16 protein-coding genes are annotated in these 17,180 nt (G+C 66.2%); 9 read left to right on the top strand and 7 right to left on the bottom strand.

Features of this window, described 5'->3' with window-relative positions; translation table 11 throughout:
• Window position 1 precedes the first annotated feature (1 nt).
• Window positions 2-2,638, top strand: coding sequence for an ATP-binding protein (locus tag WBG82_RS02185; RefSeq protein ID WP_424420800.1), 2,637 nt, complete (start codon window positions 2-4; stop codon window positions 2,636-2,638).
• Between the two features lie 61 nt (window positions 2,639-2,699).
• Complete coding sequence (locus WBG82_RS02190; RefSeq protein ID WP_424420803.1) at window positions 2,700-3,692, top strand: Coq4 family protein; 993 nt, start codon at window positions 2,700-2,702, stop codon at window positions 3,690-3,692.
• On the opposite strand, the gene WBG82_RS02195 is transcribed toward WBG82_RS02190, so the two are convergent.
• Both WBG82_RS02195 and WBG82_RS02200 read right to left on the bottom strand, forming a co-directional pair.
• Window positions 3,689-4,084 carry a hypothetical protein gene (locus tag WBG82_RS02195; RefSeq protein ID WP_424420806.1) on the bottom strand — a complete coding sequence of 132 codons (396 nt, stop codon included), beginning with the start codon at window positions 4,082-4,084 and terminating at the stop codon, window positions 3,689-3,691. The genes WBG82_RS02190 and WBG82_RS02195 overlap by 4 nt on opposite strands.
• 7 nt (window positions 4,085-4,091) lie before the next feature.
• Complete coding sequence (locus tag WBG82_RS02200) at window positions 4,092-5,543, bottom strand: MBOAT family O-acyltransferase (RefSeq protein WP_424420808.1); 1,452 nt, start codon at window positions 5,541-5,543, stop codon at window positions 4,092-4,094.
• Between the two features lie 238 nt (window positions 5,544-5,781).
• On the opposite strand from WBG82_RS02200, the gene WBG82_RS02205 reads away from it, so the two are divergent.
• From WBG82_RS02205 to WBG82_RS02220, 4 genes are read left to right on the top strand one after another with little or no spacing between them, the layout of a single operon-like run.
• Window positions 5,782-6,432 carry a dienelactone hydrolase family protein gene (locus tag WBG82_RS02205; protein ID WP_424420811.1) on the top strand — a complete coding sequence of 217 codons (651 nt, stop codon included), beginning with the start codon at window positions 5,782-5,784 and terminating at the stop codon, window positions 6,430-6,432.
• Window positions 6,433-6,445: 13 nt separating this feature from the next.
• The gene (locus WBG82_RS02210) at window positions 6,446-7,117 is read left to right on the top strand and encodes a phosphoribosyltransferase (protein ID WP_424420814.1); all 672 of its coding nucleotides are present in this window, start codon (window positions 6,446-6,448) and stop codon (window positions 7,115-7,117) included.
• A complete protein-coding gene (locus WBG82_RS02215) occupies window positions 7,114-8,268 on the top strand; it encodes a CapA family protein (protein WP_424420817.1) in 1,155 nt (384 codons plus the stop codon). The genes WBG82_RS02210 and WBG82_RS02215 overlap by 4 nt, the downstream gene beginning before the upstream one ends.
• Before the next feature lie 44 nt (window positions 8,269-8,312).
• Window positions 8,313-9,293, top strand: coding sequence for a ribose-phosphate diphosphokinase (locus WBG82_RS02220; protein WP_424420820.1), 981 nt, complete (start codon window positions 8,313-8,315; stop codon window positions 9,291-9,293).
• On the opposite strand, the gene WBG82_RS02225 is transcribed toward WBG82_RS02220, so the two are convergent.
• A complete protein-coding gene (locus WBG82_RS02225) occupies window positions 9,274-10,299 on the bottom strand; it encodes a hypothetical protein (RefSeq protein WP_424420823.1) in 1,026 nt (341 codons plus the stop codon). The genes WBG82_RS02220 and WBG82_RS02225 overlap by 20 nt on opposite strands.
• 147 nt (window positions 10,300-10,446) lie before the next feature.
• Between WBG82_RS02225 and WBG82_RS02230 the strand changes: the two genes are divergently transcribed.
• Complete coding sequence (locus tag WBG82_RS02230) at window positions 10,447-10,962, top strand: hypothetical protein (RefSeq protein WP_424420825.1); 516 nt, start codon at window positions 10,447-10,449, stop codon at window positions 10,960-10,962.
• Between the two features lie 2 nt (window positions 10,963-10,964).
• Here WBG82_RS02230 and WBG82_RS02235 read toward each other — a convergent pair whose 3' ends face one another.
• Both WBG82_RS02235 and WBG82_RS02240 read right to left on the bottom strand, forming a co-directional pair.
• The gene (locus WBG82_RS02235; protein ID WP_424420827.1) at window positions 10,965-12,395 is read right to left on the bottom strand and encodes an RtcB family protein; all 1,431 of its coding nucleotides are present in this window, start codon (window positions 12,393-12,395) and stop codon (window positions 10,965-10,967) included.
• Between the two features lie 27 nt (window positions 12,396-12,422).
• Window positions 12,423-12,839 (bottom strand): archease, encoded by a 417-nt coding sequence (locus tag WBG82_RS02240; protein WP_424420829.1) that lies wholly within the window; start codon window positions 12,837-12,839, stop codon window positions 12,423-12,425.
• A 52-nt stretch (window positions 12,840-12,891) separates the two neighbouring features.
• On the opposite strand from WBG82_RS02240, the gene WBG82_RS02245 reads away from it, so the two are divergent.
• The gene (locus WBG82_RS02245) at window positions 12,892-14,247 is read left to right on the top strand and encodes a nicotinate phosphoribosyltransferase (protein WP_424420831.1); all 1,356 of its coding nucleotides are present in this window, start codon (window positions 12,892-12,894) and stop codon (window positions 14,245-14,247) included.
• Window positions 14,244-14,888 (top strand): bifunctional nicotinamidase/pyrazinamidase, encoded by a 645-nt coding sequence (gene pncA / locus WBG82_RS02250; RefSeq protein ID WP_424420834.1) that lies wholly within the window; start codon window positions 14,244-14,246, stop codon window positions 14,886-14,888. Before WBG82_RS02245 ends, pncA begins: the two co-directional genes overlap by 4 nt.
• A gap of 21 nt (window positions 14,889-14,909) precedes the next feature.
• On the opposite strand, the gene WBG82_RS02255 is transcribed toward pncA, so the two are convergent.
• Both WBG82_RS02255 and WBG82_RS02260 read right to left on the bottom strand, forming a co-directional pair.
• Complete coding sequence (locus WBG82_RS02255) at window positions 14,910-16,139, bottom strand: GDSL-type esterase/lipase family protein (protein WP_424420837.1); 1,230 nt, start codon at window positions 16,137-16,139, stop codon at window positions 14,910-14,912.
• Window positions 16,136-17,149 (bottom strand): DUF459 domain-containing protein, encoded by a 1,014-nt coding sequence (locus WBG82_RS02260; protein ID WP_424420840.1) that lies wholly within the window; start codon window positions 17,147-17,149, stop codon window positions 16,136-16,138. Before WBG82_RS02260 ends, WBG82_RS02255 begins: the two co-directional genes overlap by 4 nt.
• Window positions 17,150-17,180 lie beyond the last annotated feature (31 nt).

Here is a 17,180-nt window from a genome sequence, read left to right on the forward strand (position 1 = left end):
GGTGCTGGCATATTTCAAGGCGGGCGTGACGGCGAGGGTTCTCGGCTTTCTCGGGCTTTGTCTCGCGCTGGGAGGGCTTGTCGGTGTCTGGACCATCGAGCAGTACCAGCAGGTCGCGGAGAAGCTGGCCTTCGAGTCCTCGAAGCGCCTTGGCGACTTCACCGGCTCGATCGGCACGCAAATCGTGCGCAACGGCTTCTCGACGCTGCAGGCCATGTCGGGCTTCCAGCGCGTGCAGGGCATGAACCCGAAGGATTGCAGCGATGTCTCCCGCTTCTTTCTGAACAGCTCGCTCGGCTATTCCAATATCGGCGCCGTCACGCCTGCTGGCGATCTCTATTGCAGCGCGCTCACAGCCCCCCACCCGGTCAATCACCGGGATTCCCTCTGGTTCAGGCGCACGATCGAGACAGGCGCCCCCGCCGTCGGCAATTTCCAGACCAACCCCGTCAACGGCAGGCAGATCATCACCTTCAGCATGCCGCTGAAGAACCCGGATGGCTCGATCGCCCAGATCATCTTCGCGTCGCTCGAAACGGCCTATATCGAGGGCGTGATCCGTCTGCCGAGCCTTCCGGCCGGCTCCACCGTGACTGTCATCGATCAGGACGGAAACCTGCTCATCGATCACCCGGCCGGTTCCGCGGCGCCGGGCGAGAACATGACCCATTGGCCTATCGCGGCGCGCGCCGCCGCCGCCGCAACCCGTTTCGTCATGGAGGGCACAGGGCTCGACGGCGCTCGCCGGTTCTACGCCTCGACCGGCATCTATGCGCGCGGCGCGCTCATCCCCGGCATCGCCACGCAGCCGACAAAGTCCATATCCATCATCATCGGCGTGCCGGCGAAGCGCGACATCGCCACGCTCCTGACGCCGCTCAAGGCATCAGGCGCCGCAATCGGCCTCGTCTTCCTTCTCATACTGACGGGCACCTATGTCTTTCTCTCGCGTACCATGCTGCGCCCCATTCGGCAGATACACGCAGCCGCGCGTCAGTTGCGGCGGGGCGATTTCTCCGTCCGCCTTCCGGCCACCACCCGGAGAGACGAGATCGGCACTCTTTCGAACAGCTTCAACGAGATGGCCAGCGCCCTTGCCGAGCGCGACACCAATCTGCGCCAGACGAGCGAGCGCCTCAGGCGGATACTCGATACCGAGCCCGGCTGCGTGAAGATTCTCGACCGCGACCTGCGCTTCGTCGACATCAACCGCGCAGGCGCCGAACTCATGTGCGCGCCCGACATCGAAAGCGTGCGCGGCGCCGATGTCCTTGATTTCGTCGCCGAGGAGGATCACGAACGCTTCAGGGCGCATATTCTTTCCGTCATCGACGGCAGGAAGGAATCGATCACCTATCAGCTCGTCGATTGCAATGGCGAGCGCCACTGGATCGAATCCCATGCCGCCGCCATTCGCCTCGCCGACGATGCGCCGCACGCCTATATCGCGATCAGCCGCGACAAGACCGAGGAACTGAAAACGGCGGCCCAACTCGTGCAGGCGCAGAAGATGGAATCGATCGGCCGGCTCACCGGCGGCGTCGCGCATGACTTCAACAATCTGCTGACCGTCATGCTCGGAAATGCCGAAGTTCTGGTCGAGCGGCTGGCGGACCGGCCGGATCTGCGCCATCTCGCGGGCATGATCGAACAGGCCGCCCAGCGCGGCTCCGAACTCACGCACCGCATGCTCGCCTTCGCGCGCCGCCAGGTGCTGCGCCCGTCCGAGCTTGACGTCAACACGCTCGTCACCCAGTTGACCGATCTTATCGGCCGAACGCTCGGCGAGGATGTGCGGGTGCGGCTCGATACCACGCCCGGTCTCTGGCATGTGTCCGCCGATCCCGCCCAGATGGAATCGGCCCTCCTCAATCTGGCGCTCAATGCACGCGACGCCATGCCGGATGGCGGAATGCTGACGATCGAGACGAGAAATGTTCATCTCGATGCGGATTATGCGGCCCTCAATCCCGCTGCCGCGCCGGGGGACTATGTGCTCATCGCCGTCTCGGATTCAGGCGCGGGCATGACGCCTGCGGTCATGGAGAAGGCGTTCGACCCCTTCTTCACCACCAAGCCCGCGGGCAAGGGCTCGGGCCTCGGCCTCAGCATGGTCTATGGCTTCGTCAAGCAGTCGCAGGGCCATATCAAGATCTATAGCGAGCCCGGACAGGGCACCACCATCCGCATCTATCTGCCGAAAAGTGCCGAAGGAACGGCGGTCCGCGAAATCCCGGAGACGGTTCAGGAGACGGATGTCAACGGCCAGGAAACGATCCTCGTCGTGGAGGATGAGGAGGCCGTGCGTGCCTATGTATGCGCGCAGCTTCGCGACCTCGGCTACCGCGTGCTCGAGGCGCCTCATGCCGAAGCGGCCCTCGCCATCTTCGAGAGCGAGGACGGGGCTTCGATCGACCTTCTCTTCACCGACGTCGTGCTTCCCGGCGGGCTCAACGGGCGCCATCTCGCCGAGCGGGCGGCCTCGCTGCATCCCCGCCTCAAGGTGCTCTACACGACCGGCTATACGGAGAACGCCGTCGTCCATAACGGCAAGCTCGATGCGGGGGTGCAGCTTCTGACGAAGCCCTATCGCCGCGCCGACCTCGCCCGCCAGATCCGGCAGGCGCTTTTCGCCTGACATAAAAATAGACCATGGTCTATTTTAAGACTAACATCGCTCCGAAAAGAAGCGGGCGGCAATGGACATGACGGCAAGGCAGCGCGAATTTGAAAGGCTGGTCGCAGGTTTCGACGCGGCCGGCGCCGCGGGAGAGCGGCTGGCGGAGACGGCCCGTCTGGCGAAATCAGGCGATGAAGGAGCCGCAACGCGCCTTGCCGCCGCCATTGCGCGCATCGCCTTCGTCACACCCGGCGCGGCCACGCCCGTTCTCGATGCCATTGCCGAGGCATGGCTGGAGCACGCGCCGGGCAGCCTGCCCCGAACACCCGCGACGGAGGAAGCGATTGCGGAGATTTCGGCGCCGGGCTTTCCGGATCCCGATTTCTGGGCGGCCTTCTGGGCCTTTGTCGGCGATCCGAACCCCGGCAGCGGCGAGGAAGTGACCGCGCGCATCGCATCGCTCGGCGGGCTTCTCCATGAGAGCTTCCGCGCCCGCGCGCTGAAGGTCGCCGAAACGCATCCCGGCGCGGCGGGCGCCGCCTCGCGCGAGCTTCCGCCGCCATTGACGCTCGACATCCTCGGCGCCCAACCGGAAGGCTCGCTCGGCCACGATTTCTATCGGCTCATTCTCGACAATGGCTTCAATCTCGAAGTGCTCGACCGCGAGGCGATCGGTCTTGCCACCCTGCCGCCGGCGTTGCGCTACCTCAATACGCGCATCCTGCAAATGCACGATGTCTGGCACCTCATGGCCGGCTACCGCACGACGGTGCTGCAGGAGATCGGCATCTCGGCCTTTCAGCTCGCACAGTTCGGGCACAATTATTCGGCCATGGTCGTGGCAACGGCGGCGGCTTCCGCCGCTCTCAATTCGCGCGAGGCATTCAGCCTCATCATGCAGGTCACGGCCGAGGCATGGGTGCATGGCCGCACCGCGCCCTGTTTCATGGCGATCGAATGGGAGAAGGAGTGGCACCTGCCCATTGCCGAGATCCGCGCCCGCCACGGCATCCGCCCCTTCGAGAGCATTTTTCCGGCCGACCTGATCGAACAGTTGCGCGTGGCCGCCTAGCCTCGCGGCTCCCGCCGCAGCATGAGCGCGTTCTGTTGCGGCTGCGTGCCGTCGAGCCCTGCCTGAAGCTCGGCCCAGCCGACATTCCGCCAGCGCTCGACGGCCTTGCGGATGACGGTGCCGGGCTTCGACAATCCGTTCTTCTCCATCTGCTCGTTCCAGGTCGCCGAAAGCGCGACGACGCCATCCTGCACCGGCCCCACGCCGAAGCCGTTGACCACGGTGACGAGGGCGGCGCTGTTGAAAAGGAGCAGCATCAGAACGGCGATCCACATGGCGCGCGTGAAAAGCGCGACATTGCCGCGCGTCACCGCCTCGGCCTCGAGATCGGCGGCGCGCACCGCCGCCACCCTTTCATCGGCCCTGTTCCGGTCATCGAGAAGATCGAGCATCCGAACCTCAGAACTGGAAATAGATGAAGGGCGCGACGCCTTCGGGCGCCACCATCCAGATGAGCACGATCCCGGCCCCGAGGAGAAGCCCGAGGAGCGGCGACGGCAGAAGCCTGATGCCGAGCGCGAGTTCGCGCCCGAGATCGCGCGGCGTGAACTGGAAGGCGAGCCCCAGAAGCACGAGCCCGGCGAGGAAGGGCGTCGCATGGGCGCTCTGTGCGGCGGAGCCCGCGAGCCCGGCGAGATAGGCGCCCGCCGTCTCGAAACTGTCGGCGCGGAAGAAGATCCACGCAAAACAGACGAGGTGGAACGTCCAGACGACACCGATCCAATGCTGAAGCCGGTTGCCGAGCTTCGTCATCAGGCCGGGATAGTCAGCCTGCGGCGGCGCCAGCTCGTCGAGCCTGCCGCGCACCCATCGCTCGACGCCGAGCATGGCGCCATGAAAGGCGCCCCAGAACACGAAGTTCCATGCCGCCCCGTGCCACACGCCGCCGAGAAACATGGTGAGAAAGAGATTGCGATAGGTCTTGGCTTCGCCGAAACGGCTGCCCCCGAGCGGGATATAGAGATAGTCCCTGAGCCATGTCGAAAGCGAGATGTGCCAGCGCCGCCAGAACTCCTGAAGGCTCGAAGCGCGATAGGGCTGGTTGAAGTTCTCGCGGAAGCGATAGCCGAGAAGCGCCGCGATGCCGATGGCAATGTCGCTATAGCCGGAAAAATCGCAATAGATCTGGATCGCATAGCCATAGACCGCGATCAGCAGATCGAACGAGCTTGCCGCCGTCGGATCGAAGAAGACCGGATCGACGAGATCGGTCGCGAGATAGTTCGCGATCACCATCTTCTTGGCGAGCCCGGTCAGCACGAGCACGGTCCCGACGGCCACATGCTCGCGCGTGAGCCGCGCCGGCGCGTGAAGCTGGGGAATGAAATCGGCCGCGCGCACGATGGGGCCCGCGACGAGCTGGGGAAAGAACGACTTGAAGAGCATCACGTCGAGCAACGACCGCTCGGCCGCCACATGGCCCCTGTAAACATCGACGACATAGGAAATGCCCTGAAAGGTGAAGAAGGAAATCCCGATCGGAAGAATGATTTCCATGAAGGGCAGATCGCGCTGGAGCCCCAGCGCCGTCAGCAATTCGTCGAGCGATGTGAGGAAGAAGCCGTAATATTTGAAGAAGGCGAGAACGCCGAGATCGACCGCCACGGTGAGCCCGACGACGAGTTTTCTCAGCCCCGGCCGCCTGAGCGAGCCCAGCGCAAGGCCGCCCAGATAGTTGATGAGCGTCGTCGCGAAGAGAAGCGCGGTGAAGCGCCAGTCCCACCAGCCATAGAAGAAATAGCTGGCCCCGACGAGAAAGTATTTCCGGGGATCGGGCGTCCAGCGCAGCCCCCAGCTGATCGTGAAGACGATCAGAAAGAAAATTCCGAACTCAAGAGTCGGAAACAGCATGCCGCCATTGCCCCATTTGCCCCGCCCGGCCTCGCCCGCCGGGCAGGCTCAACGGCATGTGCCAATATCGGACAGCGGCCTGAAAACCTCAATCGCAGCCTTGATTTTTGGTTAATGCCGCCGCCGCCACGGCGCGCGCCCCGCGCCGCTTGAGCGAAATCAATGCGGCAAGCGCCGTCATGGCGCGTCATTGGTTCGCCGTTCTCTCCACCGGAACCGCGGCGAGATGGGCACCGCCATGACCGACCATCGCGACACATCCGAGACACACGAGCTGGTGCGGATACCGCCCCTCGGCCTGCCGGGAACGCTCGACATACCGCGCGCGGCGCGCGGCATCGTCATCTTCGCCCATGGCAGCGGCAGCAGCAGGCTCAGCCCGCGCAATATCCATGTCGCGGGCGCGCTGCGAAAGGCGGGCTTCGGCACCCTGCTCTTCGATCTTCTCAGCGAGGAGGAGGCCGACATTCGCGCCCATGTGTTCGATATCGACCTTCTCTCCGGGCGGCTGGCGGCAGCCGCCGAATGGCTCGCCGCAAGGACGGCCGCGCAGCGGCTTCCGCTCGGCCTTTTCGGCGCGAGCACGGGCGCGGCAGCGGCGCTCGTTGCGGCAGCGGGCGAGCCCAAGATGTTCAAGGCGGTCGTCTCGCGAGGCGGGCGGCCGGACCTCGCGGGCGAGAGTCTCTCCGGCGTCAGGGCGCCGACGCTCCTCATCGTCGGCGGGCACGATCCCGACGTGCTGGCGCTCAATCGCGCGGCACTCGAAGAACTCGATTGCACGAAGCGTCTCGAGATCGTGCCCGGCGCGACCCATCTTTTCGAAGAGCGCGGCACGCTCGATCAGGTCATCGAACTGGCGCAGGACTGGTTCCTCACTCATTTGCACTAGGGGGAGAGGCCCCATGTTCGCCAATCGCGAGGAAGCGGGCCGCAAGCTCGGCGAGAAGCTCGCGCGCTTCAAGACCGAGAACCCTTGCGTGCTCGCCCTGCCGCGCGGCGGACTGCCGGTCGCGCTCGAAATCGCCATCCGCCTCCAGGCGCCGCTCGATCTCGTCATCGTGCGCAAGCTCGGCGCGCCCTGGCAGCCGGAACTTGCCATCGGCGCGGTTGTCGATGGCGATCCGCCGCAACTCGTCCTCAACCGCGAAATCGTCGCGCAGCTCGGCATTTCACAGGCCCGGATCGAGGAAGAGAAGCAGCGCCAGATCGAGGAGATCAGACGCCGCAGGGAGACCTATCTCGCCGGCCGGCCGCGCGTCGATGTCGCCGGGCGCACCGCGATCATCGTCGATGACGGCATTGCGACCGGCGCGACCATCAAGGCGGCGATCCTCGCCATTCGCGCGCTGAAGCCGAAAAGGATCGTGCTCGCCGTGCCCGTGGCGCCGACCGAGACGGTCGCGGCGCTGAAGCACGAAGCCGACGAGGTCGTCTGCCTCGAGGCTCATGACGATTTCACGGCGATCAGTCCCTATTATCGCGATTTCCGTCAGCTCGAGGACGAGGAGATGCACACGCTGCTGGCGCGCGCTCCTGTGCCGCCGCGAGCGGGCGGTGCGCCGGGAACGAAATGAGCGCTCGGCCGGATGACAGCGGCTCGCTCCGGCTCTTCCTTGCCGGCGACGTCATGCTTGGGCGCGGCGTCGACCGGATACTGCCGCATCCCGGCGATCCACGGATCTATGAAAGCCATATGCGCTCGGCCGAAGAATATGTCCGGATCGCCGAAGCCGCGCATGGCACGATCCCGCGCGGGGCGGGCCATGCCTATGTCTGGGGAGACGCGGCGGCGGCTCTCGACCGTCTCACCCCCGACCTCAGGATCGTCAATCTCGAAACCGCGGTGACTGTCTCGCGCAGCGCGCTGCCCAAGGGCATCAACTACAGAATGCATCCGCGAAACGCCGAGGCGCTCCGCGCCTTCAGGATCGACGCCTGCTCGCTTGCCAACAATCACACCCTCGATTGGGGCGAGGATGGCCTCATCGAAACGCTGGCGACGCTCCACAGGCTCGGCATCGCAACCGCAGGCGCGGGGCGCGGCGCGGCGGAGGCCGTTGCCCCCGCCATCCTCATGCCGGCGCGGGGCGGGCGCGTCCTTCTCTTCGCGGCCGCCATGGCGTCGAGCGGCACACCGGATAGCTGGGCGGCACGCGAGACGCGCCCCGGCCTTTTCCTTATCGACGATCTCAGCAAAGAGAGCGCCGATGGCCTCGCACGGCGCATCGCCGCCGCTCGCGCGCCGGGCGATGTCGTCGTGCTCTCGCTCCATTGGAGCGGAAACTGGGGATACGATCTCTCGCCCGAGGAAATCGCCTTCGCGCATGCCCTCATCGACCGCGCCGGGGTCGATATTCTGCACGGCCACTCATCTCATCACCCTAAGGCGGTCGAAGTTCACCACGGCAAGCTCGTTCTCTATGGCTGCGGCGATTTCGTGAACGACTATGAAGGCATTGGCGGCTACGAGGCGTTTCGCGGCGATCTGGTGCTCGGCTATCTGGCGCGGATCGACCCGGCGGATGGAACGCTCAAGGCGCTCTCTCTCCTTCCCTTCCGGCTGCGGAAGTTCCGCCTCGAACGGGCGTCGGCCGAAGAGCGCCTCTGGCTTCAAAACATGCTGTCGCGCGAATGTGCGCGCTTCGGCCCCGATGTCGAACAGAATGGCGAGGCGGCATTGCGTCTCGTCTGGCCGGAGCAGGACGCAAAGCCGCGCCGAAATTGATCGAGATCATGCCGCGCCGCCGGTCCGCGGCCTAGACTTCCCACATGAAGCTCTTCGCTCTCAATGCCAGCCGGGCTTTCGGCGAGAAGGTCGCGGCCGCTCTCGGCGTCCGGCTCGACGCGCATGAAGAACGCGAATTCGAGGATGGCGAGCACAAGACGCGGCCTCTCGTCAGTGTGCGCGGCGAGGACGTCTATATCGTCCAGAGTCTTCATGGCGGGCCGGATCAGTCGCCGCATGACAAGCTCTGCCGCCTTCTCTTCGCCATAGCGACGATGAAGGAGAACGGGGCGGCCCGTGTCACGGCCGCCATTCCCTATCTCGCCTATGCGCGCAAGGACCGGCAGACGAAGCCGCGCGATCCCGTGACGAACCGCTACATGGCCGAACTCTTCGAGGCAGTGGGCACGGACCGGGTGATGACGCTCGAGGTGCACAATGTCGTCGCCTTCCAGAATGCGTTTCGCTGCGAGACTATCCATCTCGATACGCGAAGGCTCTTTGCCGCGCGGGCGGCGAAACTCGCGGGCGCAGGCCCCGTCGTCGTCGCATCGCCCGATCCGGGCGGGGTCAAGCGCGCGCAGATATTCCGCGAATATCTGGAGGAGGCGCTCGGCCGCCCGGTCGGCAGCGCCTTTATGGAAAAGCGCCGCAGCGCGGGCGTGGTGAGCGGAAATCTTCTCGTCGGCGATGTCGCGGACGCGCATGTGCTCGTCATCGACGATCTCATCAGCAGCGGCGGCACGATGGTGCGCGCCGCCGAAGCCTGCCGGGAAGCGGGCGCGCGCGCGACGCACGCCTTCGCCGCGCATGGGCTCTTCACCGGCGAGGCGTCCACCGCCATGCGCAATCAGGCGCTTGCGAGCGTCTGCATCTCCGACACGGTGCCGCCCTTCCGTCTTGCCAAATCCGTCATAGAGGAAGGGCGCATCGAAATCGTGAGCGCGGCACCGCTCTTTTCCAGGGCCATTCGCAGGCTCCATGAAGGCGGCTCGATCAATGCCCTCAAGGAAGGGCAGGACTGAGTTCCGGCGCCTCGGCAAGCGCGAGATATTGTTTCGCCAGCGGCAGCCACTTCTCCGGCTTGCGCCGGTCATGCTCGAGAATATGGACGAGCGAGAGGCGCGCGCGCAGGCAGGCCCGGTAGCGCCAGTAAAAGGCGATGAGTTGCTGCGGCGGCGGATCGTTCCTGCGCTCGGCATAGCGCGCGAGGATCAGCGGGCCGATCCATCCGGCGCCGAGCCGCTTGCATTCAAGGCCGAGAAAAGTGAGTTCGTCGAGCGGATCGACGAGCCTCAGCGAGCGGTTGAATTCGAGGCAATCGATCACCACGGGCGGCGGACCGAGACAGACATGCTCGGGCCGCAAATCTCCATGTCCCTCGACGACGCGCCCCTGCTCGACCCGCGACATGAGCAGGTGGGCGCGGTTGCGCAGCACATCCTCGATGCGCCCGAGCATGTCGGCAACGCGCATGTGGTCGAGCCCGAAGGCCGGGTTGGTCAGCACCGCTCTCGTCGTCGCCTGCTCATGGATGAATTGCTGCACGAAGGCTTCGGCCGTCAGCGCGGCGGGCTCGGCATCGCGGTAGAACGCCGCAAGCCGGTCGGCGACCGTGACGATCTCGTCGCGGCGGACCGCGCCTTCCCCGATCGCCCGGTCGAGCATCCGCTCGCGCGGCAGGCGGCGCATGAGAACGAGCCAGTCGACCGCCGCGCCCTCGCCGTCGATCGCAAGTTCGCCCGACGGCGTCGCGGTCAGCGGCACGACACCGAGATAGATGTGAGGCGCCAGCCGCCGGTTGAGCCGCACTTCCTCCCGGCAGTTTCGCTCGCGCGCCTCGATGGTGCTGAAATCCAGAAACGGATAGCGCACCGGCTTCTTCAGTTTGTAGACGCGGTCGCCGACGAGGAAGACCCAGGACATATGCGTCTCCTCGGCGAGCACTTCGTCATCCGAGCGGCCATAAGCCTCCGGGCGCTGAAGGAAGCGCACCTTGTCCTCGATCGCGATTTCGGGAAGCCCGTTCAATGTTCCGACGTGTTCCGCTGTTTGTCCGATCCGTTGAGCATCGCCGATCTGGCACCGGGATCGTTGACGCAGATCAAGGAAAGCGGCGCGCCGCGCGCCCATCCTCATTGAAGCCCATATGCGGAAGGCCGTCCCCGGAGGCACGAGATGACCATATTCGCCGTCCTGCCGCCCCGGCTGACGCGCCTTTTCTCCCGCATCGACGCGGCGGATGCGAGCAGCGAGCGGCTGCATCTGCTTCTCGACTTCTGGGCTGCGCGGCGAAACGCCCGCATCCTGCCCATGGCCGCCGATCTCGGGCCACCGCCCCCACCTCACGCCGCTCATGCCTTTCTCTTCCGGCGCCTGCCGGGCCCCGGGCGGGATTGGGAAGCCGCGCAGCTTGGCGCCGACGCCGCCGACCTCATCGGCCTCACGGCGCGCGGCCGCACGTTGTCCGATCTCGCCGAGCCGCGCATCGCCGTGCGGCTCAGGCGCCTCTTTGAATTCGTGGCCCGGACTGGCGAGCCCGTCGCCGCCATGTTCGAGGCGCGAAGCGGCACGCGCCGCAAATGGATCGAGGTGCTGGCCGCGCCGCTTTCGAGCAACGCCATCGATGTCGACGGCATTTTCGGCGGCATAGCCGCCCGGCGCGAAGCGACAAGACCTCGGCAGGGCAGATGAACCTATCCCTTTATGCAGATGACGGGATCGAGACGGGCGACGCGCCGCGCAAGCCCCGCGCGCTCCGCCGCCTGGACGACCGCCCCGGATTCCTTGTAGGCGCCGGGCGCTTCCTCTGCGATGCCGCGGAGCGAAGGGCTGCGAATGATGATGCCGCGCGCGGCCAGTTCGTCGACAAGCGCGCGCCCGCGCCAGCGCCGCATCGCCTGATGGCGGCTCATGCTGCGGCCGGCGCCATGGCAAGCCGAGCTGAAGGACGCCGCCTCGCCCGCCGCGGTGCCGGCGAGCACGAAGGAACTCGTGCCCATGCTGCCGCCGATCAGCACCGGCTGACCCGTTACCCGGAACGCTTCGGGAAGGTCCCCATGGCCGGGGCCGAAGGCCCGCGTCGCGCCCTTGCGATGCACGTAGAGCTCGCGCTTCCGCCCGCCGACGGGATGGATCTCGGTCTTGCAGGTATTGTGCGAGACATCGAAGAGAAGATCGAGCGGCGCTTCGGGAAAGTAGTGCCCGAAGACGCGGCGCACGAGGTGGGTGAGAATCTGCCTGTTGGCGAAGGCGCAATTCGTCGCCGCGCGCATCGCGCCGAGATAGGTTTCGCCGATCGGCGAGCGGATGGGCGCGCAGGCAAGCTCGCGATCGGGAAGCTGAAAGCCCCGCGCCGCGGCGTCGGCGGCCATGTCGCGCAGAAATTCCGTGCCGATCTGATGGCCGAGGCCGCGCGAGCCGCAATGGATGGAGATGACCACCTCCCCGAGGCGCAGGCCGAAGGCGGCGGCGACGTCCGCATCGTAAATCTCGCGCACCTCCTGAATTTCGAGATAGTGATTGCCGGAGCCGAGCGTGCCCATCTCGCGGCGCTGCCGCTCCCGCGCATGTTCCGAAACGCAGTCCGCCCGCGCGCCGCGCATCGTGCCGCCCTCCTCGATGCGTTCGAGATCGCTTGCGCGCCCATAGCCCTCACCGACGGCCCAGCCCGCGCCGCCCTCGAGCATCGCCACCATTGCGTCCCGGTCGAGCGAGATGGCGCCGGTGCTGCCGAGCCCGACCGGAATGTTCGTATAAAGATCATCGGCGAGCGCCTTCTGCACCAGCCGGATTCGCGCCACCTCGACGCCGGTGATGAGCGCGCGGACGCCGCAGGATATATCGAACCCCACTCCGCCCGCCGACACCACGCCGCCTTCCTCGGGATCGAAGGCCGCGACGCCGCCTATGGGAAAGCCATAGCCCCAATGCGCATCCGGCATGGCATAGGCCGCGCGCACGATGCCGGGCAGCCGCGCCACATTGGCGAGCCGCTCACCGACCTTGTCGTCCATTTCGTTGAGCAGCGTCTCGTCGGCATAGATGATGCCCGGCACGCGCATTCCGGCCTCGGGCTCGAGCCGCCATGCCGTCTCCGCCACGCGCGTGAAACGTGCCGGGTCCATCGGCACCTCCTGCTGCGGATCGCCTGCCTAGACGTCAACAATACACTGGGCAAGCCACTCGCCATCGGCTTTTTGTTCGACGCGAAGCGCCGTGTAGGTCGCGCCCTTGACCTCCGCCGCGGGTTCGTGCCGGAAGCGATCGACGTGCTCTCCCCATGCCGAGCCGGTGAGCCTGTTGCCCGCGATCGCGATCTCGAAGCGGCCGAACACCATACGCCGAACGGCCATTTCATAGACGATCGCGTTAAGCCATTCGACGAGCAGCAAATCGGGCGCGGGCGCTTCGCAGGCGATGGCGACGCGCTCCTCGGGCCGTATTCGCGCAGGCTCGATCATGGCGGCGATGAGCGCCAGCGCGCATTGCTCGAAGGCTTCAGGCAGCGTCGCCCCAATGCCGCGCACGCCGACATCCGCCCCGTGCTCGAAATGCTCCCATCGCGCCATGGGCAGCCCTCTCCTCAATTACAGGCAGGCGGCTGACATGTTGGCGGCAGGCATGAACGACGGCAAGGGCGCGCTTCTCACCGACCTTTATCAGTTGACCATGATCCAGGCCTATCTGGCGCGAGGGAAAACCGGCACGGCCGTCTTCGAGTTCTTCATGCGCCATTTTCCGCCGCATCGAGGCTTCCTCATCGCTGCGGGGCTCGAACAGGCGCTCGATTTTCTGGAAACACTCCGCTTCACCAAGGCCGAGATCGAGTGGCTGAGGGCGAGCGGCCGCTTCAGCGCCGACCTCATCTCCTATCTCGAGGGCTTCCGCTTCACCGGCGATGTCGATGCGATGCACGAGGGCACGGCCTTTTTCGCCGACGAGCCGATCCTGCGCGTGACGGCGCCGCTCCCCGAAGCGCAGCTCGTCGAAACACGGCTCATCAATCTTCTTCACTATCAGACGCTCGTCGCGAGCAAGGCGGCACGCATGGTTCTGATCGCGCCCCAGAGCACGCTCGTCGATTTCGGCTTCCGGCGCGCGCATGGCGCGGAAGCAGGCGTGCTCGCGGCGCGCGCAAGCTACATCGCCGGCTTTTCAGGCACGGCGACCGTGCTCGCGGGCAAGCTCTTCGGCATCCCGCTCAGCGGAACGATGGCCCATTCCTTCATCGAGGTGTTCGACAGCGAGGTCGAGGCGTTCGACAGCTTCGCCCGCGAGCGGCCCGAGCATCTGACCTTGCTCATCGACACCTATGATGTCGAGGCGGCGGCCCGCAAGATCGTCTCGCTCGCAAGGCGGCTCGGCGATGCGGGCATCGCCATTTCCGGCGTGCGCATCGACAGCGGCGATCTCATCGCGCTTTCGCGGCGCGTGCGACAGATCTTCGACGCGGGCGGGCTCCGCGATGTGACGATCTTCGCAAGCGGCGGCGTAGACGAGAAGGAACTGCGCGCCATGATCGAGGCGCAAGCGCCGATCGACGGCTTCGGCATCGGCACGAGCCTGACGACTTCCTTCGATCTTCCGGCGCTCGATTGCGCCTACAAGCTTCAGGAATATGCGGGCCTCGCGCGGCGCAAGCGCTCGGCGGGCAAGGCGACCTGGCCCGGCCGCAAGCAGGTGTGGCGGCGGCATGGCGCGGATGGGCGCATGGTGGAAGACCTGATCGCGCTGGAAGGTCAGCCGCGCGAGGGCGAGCGGCTCATCGAACCCGTCATGAGAGGCGGACGGCGCGTCGTCGCGGCGCCGAAACTCGCCGCCATCCGGGCCCGTGCCGCGGCGGAACTCCAGCGTCTCCCCGAGCCGTTGCGCGCGCTCACGCCGGGCCAGTCCCTGCCGGTGCGGATCGACGGCGCGCTCGAGACGCTCGTCGCCGAAGTCGACCGCAGGCTCGAGCAGCGGGAGAAGAGCCGATGAACGGCGAATTTCATATCGGGTCGCGCGACGTGCTCATCGTCACCGATGTGCAGAACGATTTCTGCTCGGGCGGCAGGCTCGCCGTTCCCCATGGCGAGGAGATCGTCCCGCTCGTCAATCGTCTCGCGCGTCACTTCGAGCATGTGATCCTGACGCAGGACTGGCACCCGCCGGGGCATCTGTCGTTCGCCTCGTCGCATCCCGGCCGCGTGGCTTACGACATGATCGAGGCCGCATACGGTCCCCAGCAATTATGGCCGGACCACTGCGTGCAGGGCACGGCGGGCGCCGAATTTCATCCCGAACTCGACATTCCCCATGCCGAGCTCGTGCTGCGAAAGGGCTATCACCGCACGATCGATTCCTACTCCGCCTTTCGCGAGAACGACCGCAAGACCATGACCGGCCTTGCGAGCTATCTGCGCGAGCGCGGCCTCTCACGCGTCTTTCTCGTCGGTCTCGCCTTCGATTTCTGCGTCCGCTATTCGGCCGAGGACGCGGCGCTGGAAGGTTTCGATGTCGTCGTCATCGAGGATGGCTGCCGCAGCATCGATGTCGGCGGCTCGGCCGAAGCGACGCGCGCGCGGCTGAAGGCGCTTCGCATTCCCTGCCTTCCCGCCGCGCGCATCATCGCGCTTTGAGGGCGAGGCGGCACCCCGCTTCTATTTCCGGCAGGCGCTGGCCGCTCTCTCGCCCGTCAATGCCCTGCCGATCGCCTCACCCATGCGCCGCGCGCCTTCGGGCTTCAGATGCACGCGGTCCGGCCAGGCGAGCGGCGGCGTGGCCCTCGCCCATTGGTCGATGCCGCAGGGCCTGCCCATGACGCGAGAGGCATCGAAATAGAATGCCCCCGACCTCGCCGCGACCTCTCTTTGCGTCTCGCGCAGTCGGTCGAGCTTCGGCGGCACGGTCCAGCCGTCGCCGCATGTGGCGGCGGTCCCTGCCTTAGCGCGACGCGCCCCGTCGAAGGCGCCGAGCACCGCTATCGAAGCGCCGGGCGAATCTCTCCTTATGCGGAGGATAAGCTTCTCGAAGCGATGCGCATAGGCATCGAGGTCGAGCGCGTCGTTGAAGCCTTCATTCGTGCCATAGCCGAGAATGACGAGATCGGGTGCGAGGCTTGCGAGCTGACGGCTGAAGATCGCCTCGTCCCAGCGTTCCGTTACATCAATGGTCGCGCCGCTGATGCCATGGCTGTCGTAGCGGATGCCAGGCCCGTTCCTCAGCAGCGCCCAACCGAGAAGACGCACCGGCCCGTCGCCCGCCGGGCTGAGTGTCAGGCGATGGGCGGAGGCGGCGGGCACTCGCAGTTGCACGAGCCCCGGCCCATCGGAGCCGGTGACGAGGCGCAAGGGCGCCGAGCCGTCGATTTGCAGGAGAAGCGCACCTGTTTCGGGGCCGCCCGCCGTGTCGATCTCGACCATGGAAAAATCGCGTTCCGCCTCGATGGTCATTTCCGCGCGCGCGTCGCCGCTCGAAACCCTGTAGCCCTGAAGGCCGAACGGGCCTTGCACGCGGCGCCCAAGGCTCGACGCGGCATCCCAATCTCCCCGCATCGAAACCTTGTATCCCTGCGGCGCGTAATAGCGATAGGGAACGCCGGGCGGCAGGCCCCGGCCCGCATCGCCGAATTCCGCCGTCCAGCGCGCGCGCATCGCGCCCGTCAGATGATCGAGGGCGATGTGGCTGTCGCCGAGATGAAGGATGGTGACGGGCGCCGTCCGCCTGCCCGCCGCGAGATCGGCGAGCTCGGAGCGAAAATGCTCAAGCCCTTTTTGCGTTTCAGGTCGCGCTTCTGGCACGGCGCATTTCGGCTCGGCCGCGCAGGCGCCGATGAGGCCGACGAGAGCAAGAATGGCGGCCCGCAATCCGCGACGACCGCCCGGCCTCATTTGACGTCCGCTCCCTTCCAGCGCCAGTCGTCGCTGCGGCCGGTGCGAATGTCGGCAACGTCATAGACCTGGCGCTTGAGTCCGATGGCGGCGGCCGATGGGCCGGCAGGCGTCCCGTCCTTCGCGGCGACGGTCTGAGCCGCAAGCGCCCTGTCCGCGCCCGCTCCTGCCGCCACCGCGCCTGCATCAACATCGGCGAGGATCACGCCGCCGATCTTGCGCGCGAGAAGCTCGTAGCCCGCCATGGTGAAATGGATGCCGTCTTCCGAGCGCAGAAGCCGCTTCTTGCCCGCGCCATCGAGACCATAGGCCTGATACTTGCCGTCCCCATCCGCCGCCACATCATGCGTCGGAATGAAGGTGATGCCGTTCGCTTCCGCCCGCGCCTCGAAGATCCCGGAGAAGGTTTCCATATCGCGCTCGAAGCCGGAACTGCGCATGACGGGCAGGCCGACCCAATAGATGCGCGCCCCCGCCTCTTTCAGAGTCTTCGTGAAATCGTCGACGCGGGCATCATAGATCTCGCGCCATTTCGGCTCGAAGAGCGCGTGGCGCGCGCCCTCCTGCACGATGGTCTGGCGATCGTTCGTTCCCATGACGATGACGGCGATGTCGATGGGTGTGTCGGCCGCCGCCTCGCGCACGGCCTCGTTCCAGTCGAAATAGTCGCGCCGCACGAGGCCCGTCGCGACGCGCGACTTGCGAATGACCGTGAAGCGCTTGTCCTTGTGCAGAACGTGATAGAGCCCCGCCCAGACGCCATCGCCGAGCGAGTCGCCAAAAACGATGACATTGTAGTGCGCCTCCTGCCTCGACCCCGGCGCCACGGTCGCAGGCAGGGCGGGATTTGCGAGCGCCACATTCGTAACCGCCTCCTGCCGCGCGGCGGGCGGCGTGATCGTGAGCGGCTCGGCCACCGCCGGCAGGCCGAAGCCGAGCAGAGCGCCAAGCGCCAGCGCGGCAGGCAGCCGCGCCCACCACGCTCCGTATCGTCCGGCCGCTCGCCCCACTCCGAAATCCCCGTGAAATCCAGCCCCTGCC

The sequence above is a fragment of the Parvibaculum sp. genome (genome assembly GCF_049671045.1).
Classification (GTDB): domain Bacteria; phylum Pseudomonadota; class Alphaproteobacteria; order Parvibaculales; family Parvibaculaceae; genus Parvibaculum.

What these genes read in the sequence shown, in the direction of transcription:
- WBG82_RS02205 (WP_424420811.1), top strand. Translation starts at nt 5,782, where the DNA reads ATGACCGACCATCGCGACACATCCGAGACACACGAGCTGGTGCGGATA.
- WBG82_RS02210 (WP_424420814.1), top strand. Translation starts at nt 6,446, where the DNA reads ATGTTCGCCAATCGCGAGGAAGCGGGCCGCAAGCTCGGCGAGAAGCTC.
- WBG82_RS02215 (WP_424420817.1), top strand. Translation starts at nt 7,114, where the DNA reads ATGAGCGCTCGGCCGGATGACAGCGGCTCGCTCCGGCTCTTCCTTGCC.
- WBG82_RS02190 (WP_424420803.1), top strand. Translation starts at nt 2,700, where the DNA reads ATGGACATGACGGCAAGGCAGCGCGAATTTGAAAGGCTGGTCGCAGGT.
- WBG82_RS02230 (WP_424420825.1), top strand. Translation starts at nt 10,447, where the DNA reads ATGACCATATTCGCCGTCCTGCCGCCCCGGCTGACGCGCCTTTTCTCC.
- pncA (WP_424420834.1), top strand. Translation starts at nt 14,244, where the DNA reads ATGAACGGCGAATTTCATATCGGGTCGCGCGACGTGCTCATCGTCACC.
- WBG82_RS02245 (WP_424420831.1), top strand. Translation starts at nt 12,892, where the DNA reads ATGAACGACGGCAAGGGCGCGCTTCTCACCGACCTTTATCAGTTGACC.
- WBG82_RS02235 (WP_424420827.1), bottom strand. Translation starts at nt 12,395, where the DNA reads ATGGACCCGGCACGTTTCACGCGCGTGGCGGAGACGGCATGGCGGCTC.
- WBG82_RS02195 (WP_424420806.1), bottom strand. Translation starts at nt 4,084, where the DNA reads ATGCTCGATCTTCTCGATGACCGGAACAGGGCCGATGAAAGGGTGGCG.
- WBG82_RS02200 (WP_424420808.1), bottom strand. Translation starts at nt 5,543, where the DNA reads ATGCTGTTTCCGACTCTTGAGTTCGGAATTTTCTTTCTGATCGTCTTC.
- WBG82_RS02255 (WP_424420837.1), bottom strand. Translation starts at nt 16,139, where the DNA reads ATGAGGCCGGGCGGTCGTCGCGGATTGCGGGCCGCCATTCTTGCTCTC.
- WBG82_RS02220 (WP_424420820.1), top strand. Translation starts at nt 8,313, where the DNA reads ATGAAGCTCTTCGCTCTCAATGCCAGCCGGGCTTTCGGCGAGAAGGTC.
- WBG82_RS02240 (WP_424420829.1), bottom strand. Translation starts at nt 12,839, where the DNA reads ATGGCGCGATGGGAGCATTTCGAGCACGGGGCGGATGTCGGCGTGCGC.